The sequence below is a fragment of the Rhizobium sp. Leaf321 genome (genome assembly GCF_001423215.1).
GTDB lineage: Bacteria > Pseudomonadota > Alphaproteobacteria > Rhizobiales > Rhizobiaceae > Neorhizobium > Neorhizobium soli.
This window is the reverse complement of sequence record NZ_LMOF01000007.1, coordinates 756727-783111: the sequence shown is the minus strand read 5'-3', so window position 1 is coordinate 783111 and position 26385 is coordinate 756727. Positions and strand designations below refer to the sequence as shown.

At 60.6% G+C, this 26385-nt stretch carries 30 protein-coding genes; 12 read left to right on the top strand and 18 right to left on the bottom strand.

Going from position 1 to position 26385, the window contains the following annotated elements; genetic code table 11:
- Positions 1 to 64 precede the first annotated feature (64 nt).
- A complete protein-coding gene (locus ASF70_RS16625) occupies positions 65 to 343 on the top strand; it encodes a hypothetical protein (RefSeq protein WP_062581198.1) in 279 nt (92 codons plus the stop codon).
- 65 nt (positions 344 to 408) lie between these two features.
- Here ASF70_RS16625 and ASF70_RS16620 read toward each other — a convergent pair whose 3' ends face one another.
- A complete protein-coding gene (locus ASF70_RS16620; protein ID WP_062581196.1) occupies positions 409 to 1068 on the bottom strand; it encodes a peroxiredoxin in 660 nt (219 codons plus the stop codon).
- 281 nt (positions 1069 to 1349) lie between these two features.
- Positions 1350 to 1748: a DUF1236 domain-containing protein gene (locus ASF70_RS16615; protein WP_062455989.1), complete on the bottom strand. Its 399-nt coding sequence runs from the start codon at positions 1746 to 1748 to the stop codon at positions 1350 to 1352.
- 391 nt (positions 1749 to 2139) lie between these two features.
- Between ASF70_RS16615 and ASF70_RS24025 the strand changes: the two genes are divergently transcribed.
- Positions 2140 to 2856, top strand: a complete 717-nt coding sequence (locus ASF70_RS24025) for a hypothetical protein (protein WP_156461857.1) — start codon at positions 2140 to 2142, stop codon at positions 2854 to 2856.
- An 11-nt stretch (positions 2857 to 2867) separates the two neighbouring features.
- Here the strand turns inward: ASF70_RS24025 and ASF70_RS16605 are convergent, their stop codons facing one another.
- Both ASF70_RS16605 and ASF70_RS16600 read right to left on the bottom strand, forming a co-directional pair.
- Entirely contained in the window at positions 2868 to 3533 is a 666-nt protein-coding gene (locus ASF70_RS16605; RefSeq protein ID WP_062455995.1) for a response regulator transcription factor, read from the bottom strand.
- On the bottom strand, positions 3530 to 4912 hold the full coding sequence (locus ASF70_RS16600) for a sensor histidine kinase (protein ID WP_325262364.1): 1383 nt from the start codon (positions 4910 to 4912) through the stop codon (positions 3530 to 3532). Before ASF70_RS16600 ends, ASF70_RS16605 begins: the two co-directional genes overlap by 4 nt.
- A 271-nt stretch (positions 4913 to 5183) precedes the next feature.
- Here ASF70_RS16600 and ASF70_RS16595 point away from each other — a divergent pair, with 271 nt between their 5' ends.
- From ASF70_RS16595 to ASF70_RS16585, 3 genes are all read left to right on the top strand, one after another.
- Entirely contained in the window at positions 5184 to 5846 is a 663-nt protein-coding gene (locus tag ASF70_RS16595; RefSeq protein ID WP_062457946.1) for a phosphatase PAP2 family protein, read from the top strand.
- 58 nt (positions 5847 to 5904) lie between these two features.
- Positions 5905 to 6543 carry a nucleoside triphosphate hydrolase gene (locus tag ASF70_RS16590; protein ID WP_062581463.1) on the top strand — a complete coding sequence of 213 codons (639 nt, stop codon included), beginning with the start codon at positions 5905 to 5907 and terminating at the stop codon, positions 6541 to 6543.
- 80 nt (positions 6544 to 6623) lie between these two features.
- On the top strand, positions 6624 to 7328 hold the full coding sequence (locus ASF70_RS16585) for a Crp/Fnr family transcriptional regulator (RefSeq protein ID WP_062581192.1): 705 nt from the start codon (positions 6624 to 6626) through the stop codon (positions 7326 to 7328).
- Here ASF70_RS16585 and ASF70_RS16580 read toward each other — a convergent pair.
- The gene (locus ASF70_RS16580; RefSeq protein WP_156461856.1) at positions 7325 to 7699 is read right to left on the bottom strand and encodes a response regulator; all 375 of its coding nucleotides are present in this window, start codon (positions 7697 to 7699) and stop codon (positions 7325 to 7327) included. The genes ASF70_RS16585 and ASF70_RS16580 overlap by 4 nt on opposite strands.
- Positions 7700 to 7902: 203 nt before the next feature.
- Here ASF70_RS16580 and ASF70_RS16575 point away from each other — a divergent pair, with 203 nt between their 5' ends.
- Positions 7903 to 8616 (top strand): Crp/Fnr family transcriptional regulator, encoded by a 714-nt coding sequence (locus ASF70_RS16575; RefSeq protein ID WP_062456004.1) that lies wholly within the window; start codon positions 7903 to 7905, stop codon positions 8614 to 8616.
- 9 nt (positions 8617 to 8625) lie between these two features.
- Here the strand turns inward: ASF70_RS16575 and ASF70_RS16570 are convergent, their stop codons facing one another.
- From ASF70_RS16570 to ASF70_RS16530, 9 genes are all read right to left on the bottom strand, one after another.
- Entirely contained in the window at positions 8626 to 8856 is a 231-nt protein-coding gene (locus ASF70_RS16570) for a hypothetical protein (protein WP_062456007.1), read from the bottom strand.
- A 99-nt stretch (positions 8857 to 8955) separates the two neighbouring features.
- Positions 8956 to 10191: a peptidase T gene (gene pepT / locus ASF70_RS16565; protein ID WP_062581188.1), complete on the bottom strand. Its 1236-nt coding sequence runs from the start codon at positions 10189 to 10191 to the stop codon at positions 8956 to 8958.
- Positions 10192 to 10316: 125 nt separating this feature from the next.
- Positions 10317 to 11597: a TRAP transporter large permease gene (locus ASF70_RS16560; protein WP_062456012.1), complete on the bottom strand. Its 1281-nt coding sequence runs from the start codon at positions 11595 to 11597 to the stop codon at positions 10317 to 10319.
- Positions 11597 to 12118: a TRAP transporter small permease gene (locus ASF70_RS16555; protein ID WP_062456015.1), complete on the bottom strand. Its 522-nt coding sequence runs from the start codon at positions 12116 to 12118 to the stop codon at positions 11597 to 11599. The genes ASF70_RS16560 and ASF70_RS16555 overlap by 1 nt, the downstream gene beginning before the upstream one ends.
- 87 nt (positions 12119 to 12205) lie before the next feature.
- Positions 12206 to 13192, bottom strand: a complete 987-nt coding sequence (locus ASF70_RS16550) for a TRAP transporter substrate-binding protein (protein ID WP_062456018.1) — start codon at positions 13190 to 13192, stop codon at positions 12206 to 12208.
- Between the two features lie 51 nt (positions 13193 to 13243).
- The gene (locus ASF70_RS16545) at positions 13244 to 14125 is read right to left on the bottom strand and encodes an amidohydrolase family protein (RefSeq protein WP_062581186.1); all 882 of its coding nucleotides are present in this window, start codon (positions 14123 to 14125) and stop codon (positions 13244 to 13246) included.
- Complete coding sequence (locus tag ASF70_RS16540) at positions 14125 to 15276, bottom strand: mandelate racemase/muconate lactonizing enzyme family protein (RefSeq protein WP_062581184.1); 1152 nt, start codon at positions 15274 to 15276, stop codon at positions 14125 to 14127. The genes ASF70_RS16545 and ASF70_RS16540 overlap by 1 nt, the downstream gene beginning before the upstream one ends.
- 4 nt (positions 15277 to 15280) lie before the next feature.
- Complete coding sequence (gene kdgD, locus ASF70_RS16535; protein WP_062581182.1) at positions 15281 to 16186, bottom strand: 5-dehydro-4-deoxyglucarate dehydratase; 906 nt, start codon at positions 16184 to 16186, stop codon at positions 15281 to 15283.
- Between the two features lie 71 nt (positions 16187 to 16257).
- The gene (locus ASF70_RS16530; RefSeq protein ID WP_062581179.1) at positions 16258 to 17010 is read right to left on the bottom strand and encodes a FadR/GntR family transcriptional regulator; all 753 of its coding nucleotides are present in this window, start codon (positions 17008 to 17010) and stop codon (positions 16258 to 16260) included.
- A gap of 185 nt (positions 17011 to 17195) precedes the next feature.
- Here ASF70_RS16530 and ASF70_RS16525 point away from each other — a divergent pair, with 185 nt between their 5' ends.
- From ASF70_RS16525 to ASF70_RS16505, 5 genes are all read left to right on the top strand, one after another.
- Positions 17196 to 17768 (top strand): DUF922 domain-containing protein, encoded by a 573-nt coding sequence (locus tag ASF70_RS16525; RefSeq protein ID WP_244474056.1) that lies wholly within the window; start codon positions 17196 to 17198, stop codon positions 17766 to 17768.
- A 31-nt stretch (positions 17769 to 17799) separates the two neighbouring features.
- Positions 17800 to 18951 (top strand): M20 family metallopeptidase, encoded by a 1152-nt coding sequence (locus tag ASF70_RS16520; RefSeq protein ID WP_062581174.1) that lies wholly within the window; start codon positions 17800 to 17802, stop codon positions 18949 to 18951.
- Between the two features lie 113 nt (positions 18952 to 19064).
- Positions 19065 to 20621, top strand: coding sequence for a VOC family protein (locus ASF70_RS16515; RefSeq protein WP_062581172.1), 1557 nt, complete (start codon positions 19065 to 19067; stop codon positions 20619 to 20621).
- Positions 20618 to 21580, top strand: a complete 963-nt coding sequence (locus ASF70_RS16510) for an ROK family protein (RefSeq protein ID WP_244474055.1) — start codon at positions 20618 to 20620, stop codon at positions 21578 to 21580. Before ASF70_RS16515 ends, ASF70_RS16510 begins: the two co-directional genes overlap by 4 nt.
- Positions 21581 to 21585: 5 nt before the next feature.
- Complete coding sequence (locus tag ASF70_RS16505) at positions 21586 to 22314, top strand: copper homeostasis protein CutC (RefSeq protein WP_062457952.1); 729 nt, start codon at positions 21586 to 21588, stop codon at positions 22312 to 22314.
- An 8-nt stretch (positions 22315 to 22322) separates the two neighbouring features.
- Here the strand turns inward: ASF70_RS16505 and ASF70_RS16500 are convergent, their stop codons facing one another.
- The 4 genes from ASF70_RS16500 to ASF70_RS16485 all read right to left on the bottom strand — a co-directional run bounded on the left by ASF70_RS16500 (position 22323) and on the right by ASF70_RS16485 (position 25679).
- Positions 22323 to 22964: a helix-turn-helix domain-containing protein gene (locus tag ASF70_RS16500; RefSeq protein ID WP_244474054.1), complete on the bottom strand. Its 642-nt coding sequence runs from the start codon at positions 22962 to 22964 to the stop codon at positions 22323 to 22325.
- Positions 22965 to 23042: 78 nt separating this feature from the next.
- Positions 23043 to 23414: a transcriptional regulator gene (locus ASF70_RS16495; RefSeq protein WP_139283807.1), complete on the bottom strand. Its 372-nt coding sequence runs from the start codon at positions 23412 to 23414 to the stop codon at positions 23043 to 23045.
- 140 nt (positions 23415 to 23554) lie between these two features.
- Complete coding sequence (fixJ, locus tag ASF70_RS16490) at positions 23555 to 24175, bottom strand: response regulator FixJ (protein ID WP_062456050.1); 621 nt, start codon at positions 24173 to 24175, stop codon at positions 23555 to 23557.
- Complete coding sequence (locus tag ASF70_RS16485) at positions 24162 to 25679, bottom strand: PAS domain-containing sensor histidine kinase (protein WP_062581169.1); 1518 nt, start codon at positions 25677 to 25679, stop codon at positions 24162 to 24164. The genes fixJ and ASF70_RS16485 overlap by 14 nt, the downstream gene beginning before the upstream one ends.
- Before the next feature lie 306 nt (positions 25680 to 25985).
- Here ASF70_RS16485 and ASF70_RS16480 point away from each other — a divergent pair, with 306 nt between their 5' ends.
- Positions 25986 to 26381 carry a response regulator gene (locus ASF70_RS16480; RefSeq protein WP_062456056.1) on the top strand — a complete coding sequence of 132 codons (396 nt, stop codon included), beginning with the start codon at positions 25986 to 25988 and terminating at the stop codon, positions 26379 to 26381.
- Positions 26382 to 26385: the final 4 nt, after the last annotated feature.

Here is a 26385-nt window from a genome sequence, read left to right as displayed (position 1 = left end):
TAAGTCAGGAACCACCTCGCGACGTACCCGTTGATAGTCATTCACCTATCAAGAAGGATACCCCATGGCTCGCGATATTTCCTCCGACATCGATCGTCTGTCCGATCAGCTCGCCGACCTGCGTTCGGCTCTCATGAAACAGGCCAGCTCTTCGGCAAGCGAGGCATCCAGCTATCTCGCGCCGCGTGCCCGCCAGGTGGCGCGGCAATTGCAGCACGGCAGCCATGACATTTCGGAGGTCGTACGCCGCAACCCGGGTACCGCAACCGGTGCACTCGTCGGCGCGCTTGCGATTGGAGCCGCGATCGGCTTCCTTCTGTACAGTGCCGCTGAGCGCGACTAATTAGACCTGAAACAGGCGCGTGGATTTCTTCCATGCGCCTGTTTGCACATTGTGGACCGTAGGGCTCAGGCCGACGGCTGCTTCGTCTTGCGCAGATACGGAAGAACCGTGTCGAACGATCCAAAACGCGCAAGCGCATCCTCATTCGAAACCCCTGTCGTAATGATCACATCGTCGCCCTGCTGCCAGTTGGCGGGCGTTGCGACCTGATGCTTTGACGTCAGCTGGATCGAATCGATCGCCCTCAAGATTTCATTGAAATTGCGACCTGTTGTCATCGGGTAAGTGAGGATCAGTTTGATCTTCTTGTCTGGACCGATGACGTAGACGGAACGTACCGTCGCGTTGTCTGCAGGTGTGCGGCCCTCAGACGATGACCCGGCGCTTGCCGGCAGCATGTCATAAAGTTTCGCGACGTTCAGATCCTTGTCGCCGATCAACGGATAATCGACATCGTAGCCGGTTGCCGTGCGAATATCGTCCTTCCACTTGCCGTGGCTTTCGACAGGATCGACCGAGATGCCGACGATCTTGACGCCGCGCTTGATGAATTCGCCTTCGAGCCCCGCCATCGTGCCGAGTTCGGTGGTGCAGACGGGCGTGAAGTTCTTGGGGTGGGAAAACAGAACCGCCCAGCCATCGCCGATCCAGTTGTGGAATTCAATCGTGCCTTGGGTTGTTTCGGCAGTAAAGTCCGGGGCGATGTCGTTGATACGCAGGCTCATGATGAAGTTCTCCAGTGCTTTTCGCATTGTGATCGGTGACGGCGACATACCCGGTCGGGCGCCGCCTTTGGGCCACCTTAGATATTAGCGGTCGGCCCACTGAATACCACCACGTTTGTTCCAAATTGCGAGCGAGATGGGGCGAAAAGTTGCGCATCGAGTAACGATATCGAAGTCGCGTTGCGCGGTCTGAGTTCGTCGCCGATGACCGGCATCTGAATGCAAATCAGCCTCGCGTTCCTTTCGGAAGGCGAGGCTGACGGGAAATCCTTCGACCGCGATTAGCGGATGATCTGGACGACCTTGCGGGTCTGCGGATCGACGATCACGCGTTCCTCGTTGACGACCGTGTAGGAATATTCCGGCGCTTCTGGGATCTGCGAGAGAACGACGGTTTCAGGAACCGCTTGGCCGACCACGATGCGCTCCTTGACGACGACGCGTTCGGTTGGCATCGGCTGCTGCTCGACATAGGTGACGACGCGCTGCGGCGGCGGATCGATTGCGCTGCCGACGATCGCGCCAGCGACGCCACCAACGGCTGCGCCGACAGGTCCGCCGACGATTGCCCCGGTAACCGCGCCGCCTGCTGCACCATTAACCGTGCCCTGCTGCGCCATAGCGACCGGCGCAATGCCGATGCTAAGAAGGGTAGAAAGAACGAGGATCTTCGTTTTCATAACGTTTACCTTTCGATGCCTGCGACGGGACCGGCCCGGCAGTTTTATGTTCCGCCAGATGCAACGGTCGTTTTCGACCCCGTTCTGGATGAGTATGGCGATGTCCTGATACCCAAAAGGATAATGTGTTCAGCGCCTTGATACGACCTGACAATGGCCGAACGGATGGTTCGTTCCAGCCATTGGGCTTCAGTCCTGTGCGGTATGGGACCAAAGGCTGAGACATGCCGGATCTTGCCGAAGAGACGGAAAAGACGGAACAATTCCGGCGGCCGGTGGATTTCAAATATTCAGTGCACCTGCGCAGGCGGGATGCTGACACCTCATGTGGCAAGAGGCCGCTACGACGGGCATTGCGCCGGTTGTCACGGCATATTTGAAGAGCCAACAGATGATCACACGCCGAGACATACTCACCGCCGTCACCACCGCAGCATTCGTCACGGTGTTTCTGCCTGCGCAGCTTCGTTTCGATGTGGCGTCGGATGGAATGCTAATCGGGATCGCCCAGGCACAGGCGCAAGGCAATGGCGGTGCAGGGTCTGGTGGCGGAGCCGGCGGTAATGGTGGCAAGGGAGGCTCGGGTCAGGGTGGCTCGGGGCAAGGTGGTTCAGGCTCGGGTGGCTCTGGTCCCGGTGGCTCTGGCCCAGGTGGTTCAGGCCCAGGTGGTTCAGGCCAAGGCGGGTCAGGGCAGGGCGGCGGCTCAGCGGGTGACGGCGCGGATGGCGGATCGAAGGGTGACGGGGGCAAAGGCGGCTCTGGTAGCGGTGCGCCGGGAGAGGGCAATCGCGGGGACGCGCAAAATGCCGGTACGTCGGGGACACCCTCGGATGCTCCGGCGAATGGAACCGTGACTGATGGACCGCAGAACACCGGCACCCAAAAGGACAATGCGATCGGGACGACACCCGAGACACCGGACGTCTCGGCCGAAGGACGGAAGAAGACCTCTAAAAGTTCGCGCTCGCTGTCTGTTCGTCATGCGAACGGAACCACAGAGCGGATCTCAGGCGATCGGTACGAGATGCGGGATTCACGGCAAAGACCGATCGTGAACCGCGAGGCCACACGATCGGACCGAAAGAGACTTGAGACGCTGAGCCGCTAACGGATAACGCGCTAGGCTGCTCCGCCCGTCCGACTTTCGGTCGCATCCCTAAGGGCCAGCGCTGCTTCGGTGCGGTTGGAGACTTTGAGTTTCGACAGAATGCGCGTCATGTGGTGCTTGACCGTCTTCTCATGCAGATCGAGCAGTTGCGCCACCCGCTTGTTGCTGAGACCCGATGCCACGAGGTTGAGGACTTCCTGTTCGCGATCCGTCAATTCCGCCATCAGATCCTGCTTGGCGGCATTTTCCCGTTCCTTTGCCATGCCGGCGAGAAGCCGGGCGGAGAGGCTAGGGGCCAGGTAGGGTTCTCCAGAGGCAACGGTGCGGACGACATCGGCCAGTTCGCGGGATCCGATGCCTTTCAGAACATAGCCTTTGGCTCCAAGCTTCAGGGCACCTGCAATGTCCTCGTTGGCTTCCGATACGGTCAGCATGACGATCTTGATAGGGGGCCAGGCCTCGACGGCGCCGGCGACAGCCTGCAGTCCGTTTCCGGGCATCGAGATGTCCATCAGCATCACGTCGGGGCGTATATGCTCGACGATATGAAGCGCCTCGTCCTTAGAGCCACCTTCCGCCACGATCTCGAAACCCTCCATTTCAGAGAGGCTGCGGATCACTCCCTCGCGAAACAGCGGATGGTCGTCGATGACGGCTATTCTGGTTGGGGCTTTCATACATGCTCCGATTCATGAACGTTCAGCGACATTCTGACCGTTGTTCCACGAGAAGACGTCGCGAGATCAAAGGTTCCCCCGAGGCTTTCAATCCGCTCCCTGAGACCAGCGATCCCTAATCCTTCCGGCCTCATAGTGGATTTGTCGAAGCCGGGTCCATCGTCGCTTACCTCGACAATGATCATGTTGCCTTCGTAGGTTTGGGTGACTGTCTGGTTTGCGCCAGCGGCGTGCCTGTATCCGTTGTTCAACGCTTCCTGGACAAACCGGTAGATACAGATCTTGGCGGAAGGAAGAAGCGGTCTGGCGGGCGATGCGACGTTGAGGTCAACGGTCGCCGCAGTCCGCTCGCGGTGAGCGCCAACGACCTTTTCGAGGATTTCCGGCACAGCTGCCGTTTCGATCTGCGGCAGGACAAGCCCGCTGCAGATGCTGCGGATCTCATCCATCGCTTCCTGCAAGCGCGCCTTGATTGCAGCAATCTCTGCTTCCCGGACATCGCGGGGAGCTTCCGGATCGACCAGGAGCGCGCTGTCGACTCGCAGCGCCGCATAGGCGACAAGCTGGGCCGGGCCGTCGTGCAGGTCGGCACCCAGCCGCCGCAGGTAGCCTTCGTTCAACGCTGTTGCGCGTTGCGACGCGCGCTGTGCACGGCTGTGCAAGGTCCTGTTCTGGGTCAGCAGGCTCTGCAGGTCCACCACCCGCTCCGTGAGGCTGCGCTGCTGCGCCTCGATCATCCGGCTGCCCTTGAAGACGATCGCCGACAAAAGCAGGAAGAATGTCGTCGTGACCCCGGCGACGGCCAGCCAGCTCTGAAGGCGCGCCTGCGACAGGCTTTGCTGGAAATCATCAGCGATCTCGTAGAATTCCGTGACCGCGATCACCTCGCCGGACCACGGCTGCAGGATCGGATTGTAGATTTCGAGAAGCGGCTTTCCGAAACTGCGCTGATCGAAACTTTCGGCATCATCGACATAGTCGAACTGTGCGACCATCTTGCCGGAAAAGGCTGCGGTCAGATCCTTGCCCGGCGGGAAACGTTTGCCTTGGATCGTTTTGTCCGTCGCATAGAGAACGGTGCCGTCTGCGCGCCATAGCCTGAAGGAGACGACCTGCTTCCCGAGAGCGCCCTGACCGAAGGTTTCGTCGAGAACCCGGTTGGTCACGTCGTCGAGCGTGTCCGTTGTCTTGAGATCCGGCAGGATCGGCGCAATGATGCTATCGACATAGAGTGCGGTGGTGGCCGCAGAATTGCGTGTGACCGCGTCCTCGATGAGGTTCGTCACGAAGGCGCCGACCAGCAGCATTGCAACGATGGACACGATGCCGCCGGCAAACAGGAATTGCCGCGCCAGCGTCTGTTGGTTCCAGCGTTCCAAAATTCCTGTCTTCAGCAATGCCCCGGGGCCTCGATTGATTGAGCCATACCTATGGCAGCCGAAAGCAGGATCAATTGTGGCCGTGTCGCGAAAGGAGCGATGATGCCTCCACAACACATTCTTCATGCACCTTCTTTGCCTTCACGTCTCTTCTGCCTATCTGTTGCAGCAATGAAACCGACAACGACGTCGTCGCCATCGCGGCTGATGATGCAAACCCGGAGACGATGCCGTGCTGCAACGCCTGAGAACGATCATTGCCGAGCGGTTCATGACGTTTGAGCCTCTTGGCCTGATCATGTTCTCACTCCTGGCCGGTAGCCTCTTCCTGTTCATCAGCCTGACCGGTATCGTGATCGATGGCGAAACGCACGAATTCGACGAACGGATACTGCTTGCTCTGCGCCAGGCAGGCGACCCTTCGGTGCCCATCGGGCCCTACTGGCTGACCCATGCCGTCGGTGACATCACCGCGCTTGGCGGCATTACCGTGCTATCGCTTATGACCGTGCTTGCCACGATCTATCTTCTGCTCGCGGGCCGCCGCTCGATCGCCGTCTTCATGTTTCTATCCATTCTCGGCGGTTGGCTGCTCAGCAACCTTCTCAAGCTCGGCGTGGCGCGGCCAAGGCCGGACATCGTACCGCATCTCGTCAATGTCCACGACCTGAGCTTCCCGAGCGGGCATGCGATGCTTTCGGCGGTGACTTATCTCACCCTTGCGGCCCTGCTGTCACGTGCCGAACAATATCGCTCGACCCGCATCTTTTTCCTCGCGACCGGCATCCTGCTGACCCTGCTGGTCGGTCTCAGCCGCCTCTATCTCGGCGTTCACTATCCAACAGACGTGATGGCGGGGTGGTGTGCGGGTGCAGCCTGGGCTGCCGGCTGCTGGATTGTCGCGCGACGGTATATTTCATCACGCGCATCTTGAATGAAGCGACCGCGTCGGGAATGAGTGGGCAAACGAAAAGGCAATAGCGATGGCGGACATGCAACTCGACGAACTGTGCGACCTCATCCTGAAGACGGAGGAGGGAAAGTCTCGCTCGCTCATCGCGGTCGCAGGACCGCCCGGAGCGGGGAAGTCGACACTGGCCGACATTCTGGCATCCAAGCTCTCCGGACGGGGGGAAACAGCCGAAGTCCTGCCGATGGATGGTTTCCACATGGACAACGGCATTCTCGAGGAGCGCGGATTGCTCGCCCGCAAGGGGGCGCCCAATACGTTCGACCTGCGCGGTTTTATCGATGTCGTCCAGGCCGTGAAAGCGGCCGAGGATGAAGTGCTCGTGCCCGTGTTCGACAGGTCGCGCGAACTGGCGATCGCTGCGGCACGGGTCGTCTCGCCACGCCATCGCTTCATCGTGATCGAGGGCAACTATCTTCTGCTGGGCGAGGGTGGCTGGGAGCGTCTTGCACCGCTGTTCGACTACCGGATCCTGCTCGCCCCGCCGATCGAGGAGCTGCAACGGCGTCTGGAGGCACGATGGACGTTCTACGGTCTGGCCGGACAGGCGTTCGAAGACAAGATGCACGGAAACGACATGCCGAATGTTCGGTTGGTGCTGGAAAAATCGAAGGGCGCCGATCTGGTTCTCGAAAGACTGGATCTCGAAGCCGCACGATAAGTGCTCCCGGGGGGCTACACAGATCGACTTCGTGATCCAAATATAACAGGGTAACGATCACAGAGGACGGGTGAAAACCAATGCGATCACCCAACACGCTGCTATCCCTGTTGTCCGAGGACGACTACTCGCACGCGGAACGCTGCATGGAGGAGCTCGAATTGCCGCAGGGCATGCTCCTTTCCGGGCCGGACGAAGTCGACCGATACTGCTATTTCCCCTATTCCGGGATCGGGTCGACCGTCGCGATCTCTGCGCGCGGCAAGCAGTCCGAGATCGGACTGTTCGGGCGGGAAGGCATGTCTCCCGCGTCGGCGATACTGGGATCCGATCGCAACCCGTACAAGGTCATCATGCAGGTTCCGGGGCACGGCGCACGCATCGAGGTCGGGCAGCTGGTTGACCTCATCTGGAGCAGGCCGGAGATACGACGGGTCTTTTTCCGGTGGGCGCATGTTTCTTCGGTGCAGGTTGCTCTGACTGCGCTGACCAATGCCACCCAGACGATTGAGCAGCGTCTGGCCCGATGGATCCTGATGTGTCACGACCGCACGGGCAGCGACGAAGTCAACCTCACGCACGAATTCCTGGCAATCATGCTTGCCGTCCGGCGTCCGAGTGTAACGACCTCGCTGCATGTGCTCGAAGGTCGGCAAATGATCCATTCGTATCGGGGAACGATTGTCGTGCGAGACCGTCCGGCGCTGGAGAAACTCGCAGCCGACTGCTATGGCGGAGGTGAGGTTGAATATCAGCGCGTGATGGAGATGTCAGCGTCAGTCTAAGCTCTGGCTGAAACCGCGGCGAGCTTCTGCTCGACGACGGAAACGATGAACGCTGGATCGGCCGGCTTGTCAATCCAGACGCCATCGCTGAAGAGCTCGTTTTCCCAGTCCTGCGGCTTTTCACTGCCCGAGTAGACCACGAATGGGATGCGAGCGTCATGCAACACCTGGATGACCGCGTAGCAATCACCATCGGTCAGATGAAGATCGAGAATGACAATGCTCGGAACATTCTTCTGCAGCCATTCCAGCGCAGCTTGTTTCGAGCGCAGATTGATGACGTTATTCAGCCCAGCAGCCCCGAGCGCGTCCTCGATATCCAACGAAATGAGCGGCTGATCTTCAAGCAATAAAATCATATGTTTCGACAAACCAGTTCCAAAGGGTCACTGTGTTGAAAGCGCGGATTCGTTCTGATCAATTTGCTTCGGACTTTGTCCGTTGGTCTGATAGCGTACCGACGTTGGGAAGCGGGTTGTCTCGCTTATTTTATGGACATAGATGGAATCATTCTATTCAGGCGGAGATATCTCCATAGGCCGAGCAGGCTGGTCTCTGCCTTCAAGGGTTGGCGATGGGTGACATTCAGAAAGATACGGTCCGGAATTCGCTTCTCCGGCTGATGCCCCGAGAAAGCTTCGAAGCAATTGCGCCGCATCTCGAACATGTCGATCTTCCGCGCGGAACCGAGCTATCGGCTCCGAACGAAACGCCCCTGCACGCCTATTTCCCGGAATCCGGTATCGCCTCGATTGTGGCGAGGTCTCCGCAAGGGCAGCATGCTGAGATCGGAATTTTTGGTCGCGACGGAATGACCCCCACGGCGATGGTCCTTGACGCGGAATCGGACCCCTATTCGATCTTTATGCAAGTGGAGGGCCGTGGTTACCGTCTGGCCTCAGATCAGTTGAAGCTGGCTTTGAAGGATCGCGCCTGTCTCAACCTTCTGACGCGCTACAGCCAGGCCCTGTCGGTCCAGGGGGCCTACACGTCACTGTCCAACGCCGTCCATCACATCGACGAACGTCTGGCCCGGTGGATCCTGATGTGTCACGATCGGACCGACGGCGACGAGATCAGCCTTACCCACGAATTCCTCTCGATCATGTTGGCTGTCCGCCGACCGAGCGTGACGACGGCACTGCATCTGCTCGAAGGTCGCAAGCTGATCTACTCCGAGCGTGGCATGATCATCGTCAGAGACCGTAGCGCACTCGAGGATTTCGCCAAAGATGCCTACGGGGAATGCGAGCGGGAATACGAGCGTCTGATCGGACCCTTGAGGTAGAAGTCGACCTCAGTTTGTCGCCGCGGGCAGGGAGAACTCCCCAACCTTCGTTCCCTTGTAGTCGCGAACTTCAATCATTGGTGAGACGGAAGGACGACCCTGTCGCAACCGGTCGGCCATGATTTCGCGCGCAGACGCCTCGGCCTCGGCCAAGGCGCTTGGAAGATCCGGAAGATCGTTGCCTTCTTCGTCTTCGATCAAATCTTTGCCGTCACGAACGTGGAAATAAAATCGGGGCATGTGGGTACCTAGCGAGCTTTTTATTCATACCCGCGAGGCTCGCTTAGGTTCCAGATCCGTGTTCATGTCGGCAAAGACTGTACGGTTGCGTACATAGGCTCAGGCGCGCTCTTCCCAGAGCTTGGCCAGTTCAACGATCGTGTCGACCGCCTTTTCCATATCCTGGCTGCTGACCCATTCCAGCGGGGAGTGGAATGCATGGCCGCCGGCAAAGATGTTGGGGCAGGGCAGGCCCATGAAGGATAGCCTTGAACCGTCAGTGCCGCCGCGGATGCTGCCGCGCTTCGGCGTCAGACCGGCCCGCTTGATCGCATCGATCGCATTCTCGACGATCTCAGGATGACGGTCGAGCACCAGCTTCATGTTGCGATACTGCTCGATGACGGTGAACGTGTAGGTCGAACCGGGATAGTCGTGCATGACGTCCTTGACGATATCCTCGAGCAACGTCTCCTTGGTCTTCAAACCCTCGTCGGCGAAGTCCCTGATGATCAGGCTGATCTTTGCCTTCTCCATGCTGCCGCTGAGATCCGTCGGATGGATGAAGCCGTCCCGGCCTTTCGTCGTTTCCGGCGCCATGTGTTTTGGCAGGCGATCGACGATGGCGCCGGCGATGCGGATCGCGTTTTCCATCTTTCCGTAGGCGAAACCGGGGTGGATCGCGACGCCGGTGATGGCGATCTCGACCCCGTCGGCAGAAAACGTCTCGTCCTCGATCGTGCCGACTGTTTCGCCATCCAGCGTATAGCCGAAATCGGCGCCGAGTTTTTGAATGTCGACCTTTTCCACACCGCGCGCGATCTCTTCGTCGGGCGTGAACAGGAGGCGGATCGCGCCGTGCTTGATGTCGGGGTTGTCGATCAGGTATTTCGCAGCCGTGACGATTTCGGCAAGGCCCGCCTTGTCGTCGGCGCCGAGAAGCGTCGTGCCGTCGGAGGTGATGATGTCGTGGCCGATCTGGTTCTTCAGTTCCTTGTGCTCGCTCTCGCGGATCACGCGACCCGCGTGGCCGGGAAGTGCGATATCGCCGCCCTGGTAGTTACGGATTACCTGCGGCTTGACATCGGTGCCGCTGAAGTCAGGTGCCGTATCCATATGCGCGCAGAAGCAGACGACGGGCACGTTGTTCTTGCCCGTATTGGACGGCACCGTCGCATAGACATAGCCGTGTTCATCGAGATGCGCGTCGGAAAGGCCGATCTCCAGCAGTTCTTCGACCAGAACACGGCCGAGCGTCAGCTGTTTCGAGGTCGATGGCTGGGTGGGTGAAGAGGCATCCGACTGGGTATCGATGACGACGTATCGGAGGAAGCGGTCGGTAACGGTATCGGTCATGAGCAAATATCCGGATCAAATCAAAGCCGGACTGTAGCCTGACATCTCCAAAATGCAAAAGGTCCCGTGCTGGACGGGACCTTTGATTTCAGGAGCGATGACTATCCGACTTGAACAGCCTCGGCCTACTTGAACAGAGCCGGCAGCCATAGCGAGAGGCCGGGGATATAGGTGACCAGCAGCAGCACGAAGATGCTGGCGCCAAAGAACGGCCAGATGGTCTTCATGGCTTCGCGGATGGTGATCCCGCCCACCGCGCAGCTGACGAAGAGCACGGTTCCGACCGGAGGCGTGTTCAGTCCGATACCGGCGTTGAGGATCATTACCACGCCGAAATGGACGGGATCGATGCCGAACGCCTTGACGACCGGCAGCAGGATCGGCGTTGCGATGATCACCATCGGCGCCATGTCCATGAACGTGCCGAGCACCAGCAGGATGATATTGATCATCAAGAGCACGATGATCGGATTGTCCGAGATGGCGGAGATCGCGGCGATGATCAGCGTCTGCACCTGCAGGAAAGCCATCAGCCAGCCGAACGAGGCAGCCATGCCGATCACCAGCAAGACCATTGCCGTGGTGCGGACAGCACCCATAACCGCTTCGACGAAACCATCCCAGTTCAGTTCGCGATAGACGATCATCGCGACAAGGAAGGCGTAGAGGACCGCGATGCAGGAGCTTTCCGTTGCCGTGAACACGCCCGAGCGGACACCGCCGAAAATGATGGCGATCAGGAGGATGCCCGGGAGCGACGCCAGGAAGTAGTAACCCACACGCCTGAACCCGGGGAACGGGTCCGCCGGGTAACCGCGCTTGACGGCAACCCACCAGGCCGTGACCATCAAGGCGGCGGCGAGAAGCAGTCCGGGAATGATGCCCGCGGTGAAGAGATCGGCGACGGAGACATTGCCGCCGGCTGCGATCGAATAAAGGATCATGTTGTGGGACGGCGGGATCATCAGCGCGATGATCGCAGCATTTGCCGTCACGTTGACAGCATAATCCCGGTCATAGCCGCGAGCTGCCATCTGCGGGATCATCAGGCCGCCGACCGCCGAAGCGTCGGCCACCGCAGAACCGGAAATGCCACCGAACAGGGTCGAAGCGACCACGTTGACCTGGCCGAGGCCACCCCGCATGTGGCCGACCAGGCCGGCCGCAAAGCGGATCAGCCGAGTGGCGATACCGCCGCGTACCATCAGGTCGCCTGCGAAGATGAAGAACGGGATCGCCATCATGGCAAACACGTTCATGCCGGAATTCATCTGCTGGAAGACGACGATCGGGGGCAGGCCGATATAGAGCACCGTCGCGAAGGATGCGATGCCGAGGCAAAATGCGATCGGCATGCCGATGATCATCAGAAAGGTGAAGGCGCCGAAAAGAATGGTATAGGCCATTATGCGGCCTCCTGCACAAGTACGTCCGCTGCGATTTCCTCGCCGATCGCGACGTCGATGAAACGTTCGAGTGAAAAGATCGATATCATTGCGCCACCGACGATCATCGGAAAGAAATCCGTACCGCCAGGCCATCCGAGAACGGGGATGCGCGCCGTCCAGGTCCCGATCGCCAGAAGCGATGAGTAATAGGCCATGCCGATGCCAAACAGCACGATCAGTCCGAGGCTGAGCAGGTCCATGGCCCGCTGGATGGCCGGCGGCATGATGTAGCGAACAACGTCGAGCCCGAGATGGACGCTTTCGCGAACACCGACCGCAGCGCCAAGCATGATGAACCAGGACATCAGATAGAGCGACAACGGCTCCGACCAGCTGGGACTATCGTTGAGAATATAACGGCTGAAAACCTGCCAGCCGACGATCAGGGTCATCGAGACCATGCCGATACCGGCGATCCACAATGATGATCGGCTGATCATGCTAAGAACAGGTCTTATCGCCTGCATGAAATTTCGCATTGTCCCGTCCTCCAAAGCCCGACACGTTCCCCGATGTCGGAAAAGCACAGCCGACCCCGGTGTGGCGGGGCCGGCCGATCAGGGCTGTCAGTTGACGGCCTGGATTTCTTCCAACAGGCTCTTCATCTTCGCGTCGGTCACGAACTTGTCGTAGACTGGCTTCATCGCGGCCGAGAACTCGTCCTTGTTGACGGTAATGACCTTGACGCCGCCGGCGCGGACCTTTTCTTCCGAAGACTTTTCGCGGGCAGCCCACAGTTCGCGCATCTTGACGACACTGTCCTTCGCGGCCTGGCGGATGACCTTCTGGTCATCGGGCGTCAGCTTGTCCCAGGAGACTTTCGACATGACCAGAATTTCCGGGTTCATCGAATGCTGGGTCAGCGAATAGTTCTTGGCGACCTCGTAATGACGGGCCGATTCGTAGGACGGCCAGTTGTTTTCAGCACCGTCGACAACGCCGGTTTCCAGCGACGAGTAGACTTCGCCCATCGGCATTGGCGTCGGGTTGGCACCGAAGGCTTGCATCATCGCGATCCAGAGGTCGGACTGCTGGACGCGGATCTTCATGCCCTTGAGGTCGGCCAGTTTTTCGACCGGCTTCTTGGTGGTGTAGAAGGAGCGCGCGCCGCTGTCGTAGTAGGCCAGACCGATCAGGCCGTGCGGTTCGAAGGCGGCAAGGATCTTGTCGCCGATCGGGCCGTCGACGACCTTATGCATGTGGTCGGTCGAGCGGAACAGGAAGGGCAGGCCAAGAACGACCGTCTCGGGGATGAGGTTGTTGAACGGCGCGGCATTGACGCGGTTCATGTCGATGACGCCGAAACGGGTCTGCTCGATCGTGTCCTTCTCGCCGCCGAGAACCGAGTTGTTCATCACCTGCACGCCGATGCGGCCACTGGTGCGTTCCTTGACGAGGTCGCCCATGTATTTGACTGCCTCGACAGTCGGATAGCCATCAGGATGGATATCGGCAGAGCGCAGGGTGATCTCCTGCGCGCGGACGCTGGTATGGGCCGTGGTGGTGGCCAGCGCCAGGCAAAATGCGAGCCCGAGGGCTTTCGTCAGTTTCATGTCTTCCTCCTCCAAAAAGCCGTCGCCTCCACGCGCCGGCGGTGATTAAATTTATTTGGTCGATGCACTCCAGTCCGGAAGGCCAAACAGCTGTTCCGGGTTCTTCACGAGCGCCAGCTCAAGCGCTTCTTCGTCCGCCAGCCAGCTTAGAACCGTGTCGGTCAACGCGACGTCGTCCGGATAGTCCTTCTGCTCGCGTGCAAGGTTGTGCGGCCAGTTGCTGCCCCAGACGATGCGTTCAGGCGCATAGGCTGCGAGGTCGCACGAAAACGCTCCGACATCGGCATAGTCAGGTGCGCCGGACTTCGAGGACTCGTAGACGCCTGCAAACTTGAACCAGCATCTGCCGATATCCATCAGTCGCTTGACGGCTGCGATCTCCGGACCCTCTGGCGTTGCGCCGGAGAAGAACTTGCCGTGATGGTCGAACACCCAGCGGCTCTTGAGTTTGGCAAGGCGTGGCTCATGATCGAGGATATTGCTGCCGTCGAACTGGACTGCGAGCATCCAGCCGCGGGCGGCAGCCTTGGCGTCGAGTGCTTCGAGCGCCGAAAGGTCCACGGCACCGCCGGGCAGATCCATGATGCGCAGGCCGACGATACCGGCCTCAGCGAGCTGGTCGAGTTCGCCATCGGAGGCATCACCCGCGACTGCAGCGACGCCACTGGCAACACCGCCCATTTCCTTCAGGCAGGCGACCAGGTTGGTGTTGTCGCGCTGGTGGGCATTGCCCTGCGTGATTACGACACGATCGATGCCGAGCCATGCCATGAACTGGCGATACTGGTCCGCATCGGGAAGTGCGCCGACCGGAAGGCCCGGACCACCGGGCTGCGATGGGAAACCCGGCAGGTACATATGCATCTGCGAGTCGACTGCGCCCGCCGGCAGTTTGGTCGTTGGCGCGTCTCCGGAGAGCGGACGAACAAGCATCAGACGTCTCCCGACTTCGGTTCAGGCATTTTGAATTCCTTGAGCGCATCGCGGTTGATCTCGATCCCGAGACCAGGGCCATCGGGGATCTGCACCACGCCGTGCCGATGTTCGATCGGTGTTTTGATCACCGCCTGGCGGAAAGGGTTGTCGGTGCGATCAAATTCGAGAATGGGTTCGATCGGATTGACTCGAACCGGGCTCGGGATCATCGCCGCCATGAACTGCAGGGCGGCTGCGATATGGACGGCGGTGCCCCAGACATGCGGGACAACGCGGATACCGTGCAGCGCCGCGAGATCGGCGACGCGCTTGGCTTCGGTAAACCCGCCGACGCCGGCAAGATCGGGCTGGAGAATGTCAACGGCGCGGGTTTCCACCGGCTCGCGCATGCCCCACCGGCTGTGCCACGTTTCACCGCCGGCAACCGGGATCGGCTGGCGGGCGCGCACTTCGCGGTAGGCGGCCAGCTGTTCCGGCACGACGGGTTCCTCGAACCAGTCGATATCGTATTGTGCCGCCGCATTGCCGAGTTTGACGGCTTCCACTGTGTCATAGCCATGGTTGGCGTCGATCATCAGGCGCATGTCGGGACCGGCTGCTTCCCGCACGGCGCGGATGACGCGAAGGTCTTCCTCGACACCGAAGCCGATCTTGATCTTCGTCGCGTGGAAACCTTCGTCGCGGTAGCGGGCGACGTCGCGGGCATTGTCTTCGACGCGGTCGACGCCGTCGCGCTTGAAGCTGCCGGTGGCATAGGCCTTGACGCTTTCGCGAAAACGGCCGCCAAGCAGGATCGAGACCGGCGCGCCGAAATGCTTGCCCTTGATGTCCCACAGCGCGATGTCGATGCCCGAGAGAGCGGTGACTGCCAGGCCGCGCTGGCCCTGGTCACGCAACGCGTTATAAAGCCGCGCCCAGATCTTTTCGGTTTCCAGCGGGTTTTCGCCGATCAGCCAGTTTGCATAGGCTGCGACCACCGCCGCATTGGGCCGGGCAGGGCCGAGGCATTCGCCCCAGCCGATGGTTCCGTCGTCGCACTCGATCTCGACCAGGATATGGGCGCGGCGATCAAAGCGCATCGAGGCGCTTTCGAAGGCGACATCCAGCCTGTGTTCAAGAAGGTGGGTGCGGACCGCAGCGATCTTCATGGGGTCACCGCTTCTGATCGCCGATGAGCTTCAGCAGGATCTGCTCTTCTTCTTCCGTCAGGTCATCGAGCGGCGGGCGGACCTTGCCTGCATCAAAGCCCTGCAGGCGCACGCCGGCCTTGATGGCCGAGACGGCATAACCCTTGCGGCGGCCGCGAAGCGCCATGAAGGGGTAGAAGAATTCGGTGAGGATCTGTTCGCAGCGGGTGCGATTGCCGGCACGCAGTGCCTTGTAGAACTCGACAGCAAGACCCGGCACGAAGTTGAAGACGGCCGACGAATAGGTGGTGAAGCCGGCGCCGAGATAGGCTTCGGCGAACAGTTCCGCCGTCGGCATACCGCCGAGATACATCAGCCGGTCGCCCATCGTGGCCGTGATCTGGCGCACGAGGCCGATATCGCCGGTGCCGTCCTTGAAGCCGATCAGGTTCGGGCATTCGTCGCAGAGCCGCTGCAGCGTGTCGACCTGAAGCACGGAGTTGTCGCGGTTATAGACCATGACGCCGATGCCGACCGACTGGCAGATCGCCTTCACATGCTTGTACAGGCCTTCCTGCGGCGCATCGATCATGTAGTGGGGCAGAAGCAGAATGCCGTCCGCGCCTGCTTTCTCGACCTTCTTTGCAAGATCGACGCCCACATGCGTGCCGAAGCCGCAGCCCGACACGATCGCGGTCTTGCCGGACGCTTCCTTGGCGGATTTCACGATGGCGGGAATTTCGTCGGGTGCCAGCGAGAAGAATTCTCCGGTGCCGCCGGCGGCAAAGAGAACGGGCGCCTCGAAGCCGGAAAGCCACTCGATATGACGCTGATAACTTTCAGGCTGAAACTGGCCCTCGGCATCGAAATGGGTCACAGGGAACGACAGCAGGCCGGCGCCAAGCGCTGCCTTGATCTCTTCAGGCGTCATGTAGTGTTATCCTCTCAGTGTCTCCTCCAGACAATGTTGTCGTACATGTATGATGAATTTGTGTCAACACGTCATCTGACAGATTGGCGGACTTCGCGCAGCAACGTCCGGTAGCGCAGTTGCGCGCCGCGCAGATGGCTGCGCATGGCCTGCCTTGCGCCTTCTTCGTCGCCTTCCGAAATTGCCACGACGATCGCGTCATGCTCCTTGTCGAGAAGGGCGATATAGGCCGCCTGATCGGATTCGGAATCGTCCGGACGCAGGGCCGCACGGGGGATCAGCCGCTTGCCGATCATGGTGAGGAACTCGCGGAAACGTGGGTTGTTCGTCGCTTCGGCAATGGCGAGATGGAGAGCAAAATCCGCCTCGCTGGTCGGCTTGTCTGCCTCGAGACAGGCGCGGACGGCATGGTGGTGCTCGAAGATACTTTCTTCCTGTGCCGGCGAGCGACGCACCGCTGCAAGGCCTGCAGCCTCCACTTCGACGGCGGTTCTGAGCTCCAGGAGCTCGATCATCGAGGACACCTGAGCAAGATCGATATTGTTGAGCGAGAGCATGGTGGGCTGGTTGTTTTGCCGTGGTTCCAGCACGAAGACGCCGGCACCCTGGCGTGCTTCCACAAGACGGTCGGCGCGCAATGCGGCGATCGCCTCGCGCACGACGGTTCGGCTGACGCCGTGGGTTTCGGTCAGCTGCGCCTCGCTCGGCAGCCGAGCGCCCACGGTAAACTGGCCGGCGGCGATCGCCTGGCGCAATGTATCCGTCAGCTGAGACACCAGCGTTCCTGCACCCTTTGCCGGCTCCAGCCGCGTCTCTCCAGCCATTCGTCTCTCCTTGCGCTCTCGTTATCTGCTCCCGTTAACCTGTATGATAAGTCGCCTTCGTTGTCACGGCTTTTGCTTATGGAGCCTTTGCGGCAGTTGAAAGCGGCCGAACTTGTCTCTAGGTTGCGGCATTGATTTCAGATGTCGGGTGATGAGTGCGCGAGAGAGTTCGGTGTATCGGTCTGTTGTGTGCTCTTAGTCTCTGGCCGGCGGCGGCGCAGGCGCAGTGGAAGCCGGTGGAGCAGGTGAAGACCTATCCGGTCAAAGGCACGTCCGGCATCGAGCTTTATTCCTCGATCGGCGAAAACGGGCCCAAGGTCGGCAGCCAGGTTCGGGCGATTGCTCATACGGATTTCAAGCTGACCTGGTCGCGCAAATACGAACCGCAGCCCGACGGCGCCTGCACGCTGGTTTCGGCACGCCCCAACATCGTCATCATCTACACGCTGCCAAAGCTTGTCTCGAAACTGTCGCCAGCGCTTCAACAGAAATGGGACGCGTTTACTGACGGCGTGCGCCGGCATGAGCGGGTCCACGGCGCGATGATCGAGGATCTCGTGCGCCAGATCGAAGCGGCCAGTATCGGGCTTTCGGTGCCTAACGATCCGAAATGCACCAAGGTGCGGGCTGAACTCCAGAGCAAGATCGCCGTCATCTTTCCCGCCCATCAGCAACGCAACCGGGATTTCGACAAGGTGGAACTCGGCGATGGCGGCAATGTGCAGCAGCTGATCCTCCAGCTCGTCAACGAGCGCTAGAGACAGGCGAATTTTTCAAAGGAAGCTTTCAATGACGCAGGTTATTTCCGCTGGTGATGTCGATGCCGAGGCTCTGATCGAAGAGCTGAAAGAGTGGGTGCGGATCGAGACGCCCTCCGGCAATGCGGCGGCGGTAAACTTCCTGGCCGATCGGGTGGAGGCCAGTGCGGCTAAGGCCGGGCTTTCCGTCGAACGGCTGCCGGGCACGCTCGGGTTCGGCGATATCCTCGCGGTCCGATCGCCACGGCAGGCGGGGAGCAACGAGAAATCGGTTCTGGTGCTTGCGCATCTCGATACGGTGCATGCGATCGGCGTGATCGATAACCAGCTTCCGCTCCGCCAGGAGGGCGACAAGCTTTACGGTCCCGGGATCTACGACATGAAGTCCGGTGCACTGATGGCGCTGGAGGCGTTGAAGATCGCGGTTGCAAAGGGCAGCAGAATGCCGGTCGATCTCGTTTTCGTGCCGGACGAAGAGGTCGGAAGCTTTTCGTCGCGGGCCTTCATGGAGGAATGCGCGCGCAGCGCCGGTTATACGCTGGTGGTGGAACCGGCGCGCGACGGCGGCAAGATCGTCATCGCCCGCAAGGGTGTGGCGATGTACGATATCGTCGTGCGTGGCCGGGCCTCGCATGCGGGCACACGGCCACAGGACGGACGAAGCGCGGTGAGGGCGGCAGCAAGGCTGGTGCTCGATCTGGAGGCGCTGAACGACACGGAGCGCGGTATTACCGTGACGGTCGGAACTATCAGCGGCGGCACCGGTCGCAATACGGTGCCGGCGGAATGCCGCATGCAGGTGGATGTTCGCGTGCCCGACGATGCGACAGCCACGGAAGTCACGGCGAAGATCGCCGCCATGCAGCCGGTCGATCCGGATATCACGTTCGAGATCAAGGGTCAGATGAACCGGCCGCCGTTTGCGCAGTCGGATGCGGGGCGGAGACTGTTCGATAGCGCAGCGAAGGTCGCAACGGATCTGGGCATTGCGCTGGAAGGCGTCACGACCGGCGGCGGTTCCGACGGCAATTTCACCGCAGCGCTCGGCGTGCCCACGCTCGATGGTCTCGGCGCTGATGGCGCAGGCGCGCATACGTTCGAAGAGTATATCTTGCTGTCGAGCGTTGCGCCGCGGACGGCCCTCTTGGCCAACCTGATGATGTCGCTCGAGCCCGAAGCCTGACGGGTGCCGCTTTGTGAACGGTGCGGCACCGGCCGCTCCCATCACGGCATCTTTTCATCGTCCAGAAATTGCGTCCATATGGCTGATATCGAAGACCAATCGGGAATTCCGACATGACCAGCGGCCTGCACCACATCACCGCCATCACCCGCAAGATACAGGCGAATGTCGACTTCTATGTCGGCTTCCTCGGATTGCGGCTGGTGAAACGCACCGCCGGTTTCGAGGATGCGCAGCAGTTGCATCTGTTTTACGGCGACGGTGCCGCATCGCCCGGATCGATCGTGACGTTTCTCGCCTGGGAAGATGGATCGCTCGGTCGGGTCGGGCATGGGGCGCCGAGCGAGATCAGCCTGGAGATTTCGCCGGAAGCGATCGGCTTATGGCTGACGAGGGCGTTGCAGTTCAACATCAAGCTTTCCGGACCTATGCAGGAATTCGGCCAGCCCGTGCTGCGGCTGACGGATCCGGACGGCATCATTGTCAAGCTCGTCGGCGTCGAGGAAACGGGACTCTGGGTCTGGTGGCAGGATGGCGGTATCGCCGAGGAGAACTCTGTCCGCAGGCTTTACGGCGCGACGATCCTTTCCGAGAAGCCCCAGGAGACTGCCGATTTCCTCGTGCGGCATATGGGGCTGGCTGTTGGAAGCCGGGAAGGCAACATCCAGCGTCTGGTCTCGGATGCGCATGATATCGTCGATGTCCGCGATGCATCGGGTTTCTGGACGTCGGCGCCGGGCACGGGCGCGATCGATCATATCGCGTTTCGCGCCACCGATCGCGCGGCGGTCGAAGCGGTGCATGCAGAGCTTGCTGCTGCCGATGCGGGCGAGATGAACATCCACGACCGGCAGTATTTCCATTCGCTCTACGTGCGCGAGCCCGGAGGTTCGCTGATCGAATTTGCCTCGGACGGGCCGGGTTTTGCCACCGATGAAACTGTCGAGACGCTGGGACGCCAGCTGTTCATTCCGAACCATTTCAAGGGGGATCGCGAGGCGCTGAAGGTGATGCTGCCGCAGTTCGGTCTGCCGGGCGAGGAACGCGTCATCTACCGCGACCTGCCGTTCGTGCATCGGGTCCACATGCCTGACAACTGGGACGGCACGACGCTGGTGCTGATGCACGGCACCGGCGCCAACGAAACGGCGCTGCTGCCGCTCGGCCGCAAGGTGGCACCCAATGCCATGCTGATCGGTTTGCGCGGCCGCTCCGTGGACGAGGGCTATCCGCGGTTTTTCCGCAGGCTCAGCCAGACGACGTTCGACCAGAAGGAGATCGCGTCCGAGGTGGAGGCTTTCGTCGGGTTCATCGAGGATATCGGTCCCGCCTATGGCGCGGATCCTGCGCGCACGGCGTTTCTCGGCTATTCCAACGGCGGCAACATGATCGGAGCGACGATGCACTTTTACCCGGAGGTCATCCGCAGAGCGGTGCTACTGCGCTCGATGAACGTGCTCGAAGACCGACCCGTCGTTGATCTTTCCGGGGCAGAGGTCCTGTCACTCAGCGCCATCAACGATTTTTACGGCCCACTTGCCGGCGAGATCGAGGACAGGCTACGGACGGCCGGGGCCGACGTGACGGCCCGGGTACTCGATGCCAATCATGGCCTCGACGCGGAAGACGAGGTCATCGTGCACGAATGGCTCAAGGAGCGGATTGGTTGACAGGTAACGTGTTCACGACCGGAAACGACAAGCCGGTATTCTGTGCCGATATCGGCGGTTCGTTCATCAAGTTCGCGGTGTCGCCGACGCATGGCATCATCGAGCCTCTGGAGCGGGTTCCAACACCCGCGTCCGACTGGGATGCGTTCGTGGCAGCGCTGTCTGACCTGATCGCGCGGCATGCCCATCTGGTTAAAGACAATGACTCGACGCCGCTGGCGCTGTCGATCACCGGGATCGTCGATCCCAAGACCGGTGTTTCGATTGCCGCCAACATTCCCTGCATCACAGGACGTCCCGTGGCGGCGGAACTTTCCGCGCGGCTCGGAAGGCCGGTCGTTGCGGCCAACGACGCCGATTGCCTGACGCTTGCCGAAGCCAGTGAAGGTGCCGGCAAGGGCCATGACGTCGTGTTCTGCGCCATCATCGGCACCGGGATCGGCGGTGGTCTGGCGATTGGTGGCAAGCTGGTGCGCGGTGCGGGCGGCGTGACCGGCGAATGGGGCCACGGGCCGATCGTCAATACGACCGTCGAGATCGCCGGCGAGACGATCCACATTCCGCGCCTGGCCTGCGGTTGCGGCCAGTCCGGCTGTGCCGATACGGTCGGCGGCGCACGCGGGATAGAGCGTATCGACGGCCGGCTCCATGAGAGAGCCGAGACCAGTCACACGATCATTGAAGACTGGCAGGCCGGCGATGCGTTGGCGGAAAAGACGATCGCCGTCTGGCTGGAACTGATTGCCGATCCCCTGGCGCTCGCGGTCAACACGACAGGGGCGTCGGTCGTGCCCGTCGGAGGGGGACTGGCCTCCGTTCCGGCACTGATCGACCTGCTGGACGGAGCAGTGCGCAAACGCATCCTCAACCGGATAAGTCACCCATTGGTGATCCCGGCGCTTCGGCAGGCGGATGGTGGGCTGGTCGGGGCAGCGGTGCTCGGCCGGCAGGAGGGCTGATGGCGATGCGGATCACGCTCGAAGTCTGTGTCGATACGCCTGAGGGGTTCGAGGCGGCTGTGGCAGGCGGGGCCGACCGGATCGAACTCTGCGCGGCGCTCGATCTGGGCGGACTGACGCCGTCGCCGGGGCTGATGGCACTGGCGGCGAAAGCGTCGACCCCGGTTTATGCGATGATCCGACCGAGGGCAGGGGATTTCGTGTTCGGTCTCGGTGACGAGGCCGCCATGCTCGGCGATATCGACGCTGTGCGGTCCGCCGGGTTGGCGGGTGTGGTGATCGGTGCGAATCTGGCCGACGGCCGTCTCGATGTGGCGCTGCTCGAACGCCTGATGCGACATGCTGACGGTCTCGGTGTGACACTGCACCGTGCCTTCGATCTGGTGCCGGATCCGGTTGAGGCCCTCGACGTGGCGATGACGCTCGGCGTTGAGCGCATCCTGACGTCCGGGCTGGTTCCGCGCGCCATAGACGGGGTGAACCTGTTGAAGCAACTGGTCGATCAAGCCGGGACACGGTTGTCGATCATGCCGGGCAGCGGGGTCACGCCGGCAAACGTTGTCGAATTGTTGAACTGCACCGGTGCCCGCGAGGTCCACGGCTCCTGCCGCGCTGTTCTCAAGCGCGGTGACAGCAGGGCTGTCGAGTTCGGTTTTGAGGCTACGCAATCATACCGGACAAGCGAAGTCATCGTGCGCGAGATGCGGACGATCTTGGATGGTGTCGGCAGCTGAGGGTTCGCTCAGGCGCAGAGGCTGGCGAGGGCCTTGAAGTCCTGGATCTGCACGCAGCGGACGCTTTGCAGTTTGATCAGGTTGGATGCGCGCAGCTTTGCGAACACACGCGAAACGGTTTCGATCGTCAGGCCGAGATAATCCGCGATGTCGAGTCTCGACATCGGCAGGTCGAAATGGTCGAGATTGCCCTGGCGGTTGGCCATGTCCAGCAGGAAGCCGGCGATGCGCTCCACCGCGGTCTGGCGGCCGATGACCGCCAAGTGCTCCTGGGCGCGCAGCATGCCGCGCAACGCGAGCTTCAGAATGTCGTCGCCATTGCCGGGCTGGGAAAAGCTGCGCAGTCCCGTCGGAACGATCGCTTCCGCAAAAAAGGCATGCGTGCGGTCGGCTTCAAAACCAAAGGTCTCGCCGGCAAGGTAGAAGCCGATGACCTGACGGCGGCCATCGGACAGCAGCCGATGGAGGCGGACGGCGCCGAATTCGACCTCGTAGAACGTGCCGGATTTCTCGCCGGGCGTGTAGATTTCCTTGCCGCCGGCATAGGTCTGGACCTGGGTAACCCGGGTGACTGGTGCGGAGGAACACGGAAACGCGATCGGCGTTGCGTTTAGCATCTTTGCCTGGGCGTTCGCGACCGGAGCGTTCACGGCTCTTCCTCCAAGTGATCAGAGCTAGGATGCCGCAAGCCACTCGTCGGCGATATTGAGGTGTCTCCCTACGGAGTTCTACGTAGCAACCGGTGCTGGCGTGGCGTGGCTCAGATGGGCGAAATCCCTCACCATCCGCAGGAGTTCGGCACCATCGAACGGCTTTATCAGGATGCGCGCCGTGTTTTTGGATGGGATCGGCGTCATTCCGTCTGCCAGCATGATGAAACGGCTGGGAGAGTCGAGAAGCTTGTGCTGGGCGTCGAGGTTGCCGTGGACTTCGTGGGAGTCGATGATCGTGCACGCTGACGAGGCTGCCGAAGCGTGGCCCGCGCACCAGCTTTCATAGGAGAGGACCTGAAAACCTTCGACCTCCAGCGCGAACGCCAGCGACTGTCTAAGCCCGGCATCCGGAGCGATCACTGCAATAGTGGTCGAGGGTGACAACACGTGGACTATCCAGGATCCGGGGGGCGCTAGGGCGACATTGGACGCCGATTGTAATATGCGCGCCACGCCCCAAGCGGACTTTGCGTTAGATCAAGAAGTTGCAATTAAATCGCGGATTGTCCGTTTGTTCAGGTTCGGCGTCACTCTTGGTCGAAGCCGGCCGCCATGGTCATCCGAACCAGTTGCGGCAGGCTGCGCGCCCGCATCTTGGCCATCACGTTGGCGCGGTGGACTTCAACCGTCCGGGGGCTGATGTCGAGATCGTAGGCGATCGACTTGTTCGGCAAGCCGGCAACGACTGCCAAAAGGACCTGGCGCTCGCGATCGCTGAGCGACTGGAGGCGGCTCAACACTTCCTGCACCTCGGTCACTTCCGTCGGCTTTTCGACGAGAAGCTTGGCAGCCCGCTCGATTGCTTCGATGATGGTCGTATCGTCGAACGGTTTTTCGATGAAATCGACAGCGCCGGCCTTCATTGCTTCCACTGCCATTGCCACGTCGCCGTGGCCGGTTATGAAGATCACAGGCATCCGGATCTTCTGGGCGGCGAGTGACCTGATCAGCTCGAGTCCCCCGATATCGGGCATCCTGAGGTCGCTGATGAGCAGGGCGTTGCGAGTTCCGGGCGCAAATTTCAGGAAGGCTGTCGCGCTTTCATGCACGCGCACGGCAAATCCGTTCATCGTCAGCATGAAGGCGAGCGACTTGCGCACCGGCTCCTCATCGTCGACGATATGCACCACGTAGTCAGCGGTCGGCATTCTCTTCGTCCTCCTTGTACAACGGCAGCGTGAACCGGAACGTGGCACCTCCGGCGACATTTCGGGTGACCACCATCTCACCGTCATGGGCTTCGATAATACGTTTGCATATCGAAAGTCCGATTCCCATACCACCCGCCTTGGTCGTCACGAATGGCTTGAACAATTGGGCCTCGATCTCCTCCGCAATCCCGGGGCCTGTGTCTTCGACGACCACAGCCACGTGCTCGTCGTCCTGGACCAGCGTGCGGATCGTGAGCTCTTTCCGCTCACTGTCGCGCATCGCTTCGATTGCGTTGCGCATCAGATTGGTCAGGACCTGCTGGATCTGGATCTTGTCAGCGACGACGATTTCCGGGCCGTCGTTGAATTCGAACATCGTCCGCACGCCGTTTTCCCGAGAGCCGACCAAGGCCAGAGCCGCGGCTTCTTCAATCAGCCGGCGTATGTTGTGGGGCGCTTTTTCCGTTTCACCCTTCGTCACGAATTCGCGCAGGTGCTTGATGATCTGCCCGGCGCGGAGCGATTGGTTGCCGGCTTCCTTCAGCGCGTCTCGCAATCGCGACGCCATGTCGTCGTCCATGTCCCGCAGGAGTCTTGCGCAGCCGTGGACATAATTCGCGATGGCCGAAAGCGGTTGGTTCAGTTCATGGGCAAGGGTCGAGGCCATTTCACCCATCTCGTTCAGTCGCGCGAGACGGGCAACTTCACCCTGCATTTCCTGCAATCGTGCCGCCGATTCGGCGCGTTCGGTAAGATCTCGCACGAAGCCGGTATAGAAGGTCTCGCCACCCGACCGGGTTTCGCCAACGGCAAGCTTCATCGGGAAGGTGGAGCCATCCTTGCGACGGCCGACCACGACGCGATCCCGGCCGATAATCCGCTTCTCGCCGGTGCGCGCGTAGCGCTCGAGATAGCCGTCATGCTCCCTGTGGTAGGGCTCCGGCATGAGGATACGCAGGTTGCGTCCGACGACCTCGTCTTCCGTATATCCGAACTGGCGAACGGCCGCGGAATTGAAGGAGACGATGATACCCTCCTTGGTAATGACGATAGTGGCATCGAGCACGGTGTCGAGGATCGATCGCAGATGCGCCTCGCGAACCTCGGCCTTGGCCTGGGTCTTTGCGATGATGATCCGGGCGATATGCAGGACCTTGCCGGTGACGGCGATTGCCAGGCTGGTCAGAGCGACCACTCTCAGTTCCGCCGAGGTCGCGCTGACGGGTGACAGTTCCTTCAACGCCCAGACACCGATTACGGAGAGGACTGCAGCGACCACACCCGGTCTCAAGCCTCCGATGACGGAGGCGAAGATGATCGACGGCACGAAAAAGAAGTAAATTCCCTTGCCGTTCATGGGAACGGACAGAGCCAGACGAATTGCAAAGCCGACCAGGAAGCCGACCACAGCAAGGAGATAGACCTCACCGCGGGTGAAATCACGTTTCTGAATGAACTGTACGAAGCGTTCGGTGCGCCCGGTCATTTCGCTTAGGATCATCGCTCATCCTACTGAAAAGGCGATCGACAGGCGCGCGGAGAGACGGGCGCGGATGTCTTGAACGCGTTGTAGCACAGGCTTAAATGCAGCGTCCAACGGGCAAATCGGGGAGGGGTCTTCATACACATGCTTTTCACCATATGTCAGAGAAACCACGCATTCGCTCCGGAACCCTGTTCATCCCGGCGTGCAATTGGTCGGCAACCCCGATAAGGCTGGGCCTTGGCCTAAACATTCCGCTAGGTTATCAACCAGAATCAGACTGGTAACACACACGCAGCCATGGCTGCTGCCGGAGAATTCGATATGTCGACCGTAGCCGCCGAAGCAAATGAAGGGCGCGCCGCACCGATCAAGGTTTTGTTCGTAGAAGACGAAGCCCTGATCCGCATCTCTACAGCCGATTTCCTGCAGGACGCCGGCATGGGCGTCGTCGAAGCCGGCACGGCCGGTGAGGCGCTGGGCCTTGCCTCCGAGCAGCCGGTCGATATCCTGGTTACCGACGTGCATCTGCCTGACATGACAGGCCTGCAACTGACCATCAAACTCCGCGCCCAATTTCCGGATCTCCCGGTCATCTTCGCGACGGGCGATCGCAATGTCGAAGGCGCCGAAGGCCTGTCGCGTTCGGGCCTGGTGACCAAGCCCTATGACTACGACAGCCTTGTCTCGCTGATCCGCTCCATGGTCTCGGCCGGCTGACCGG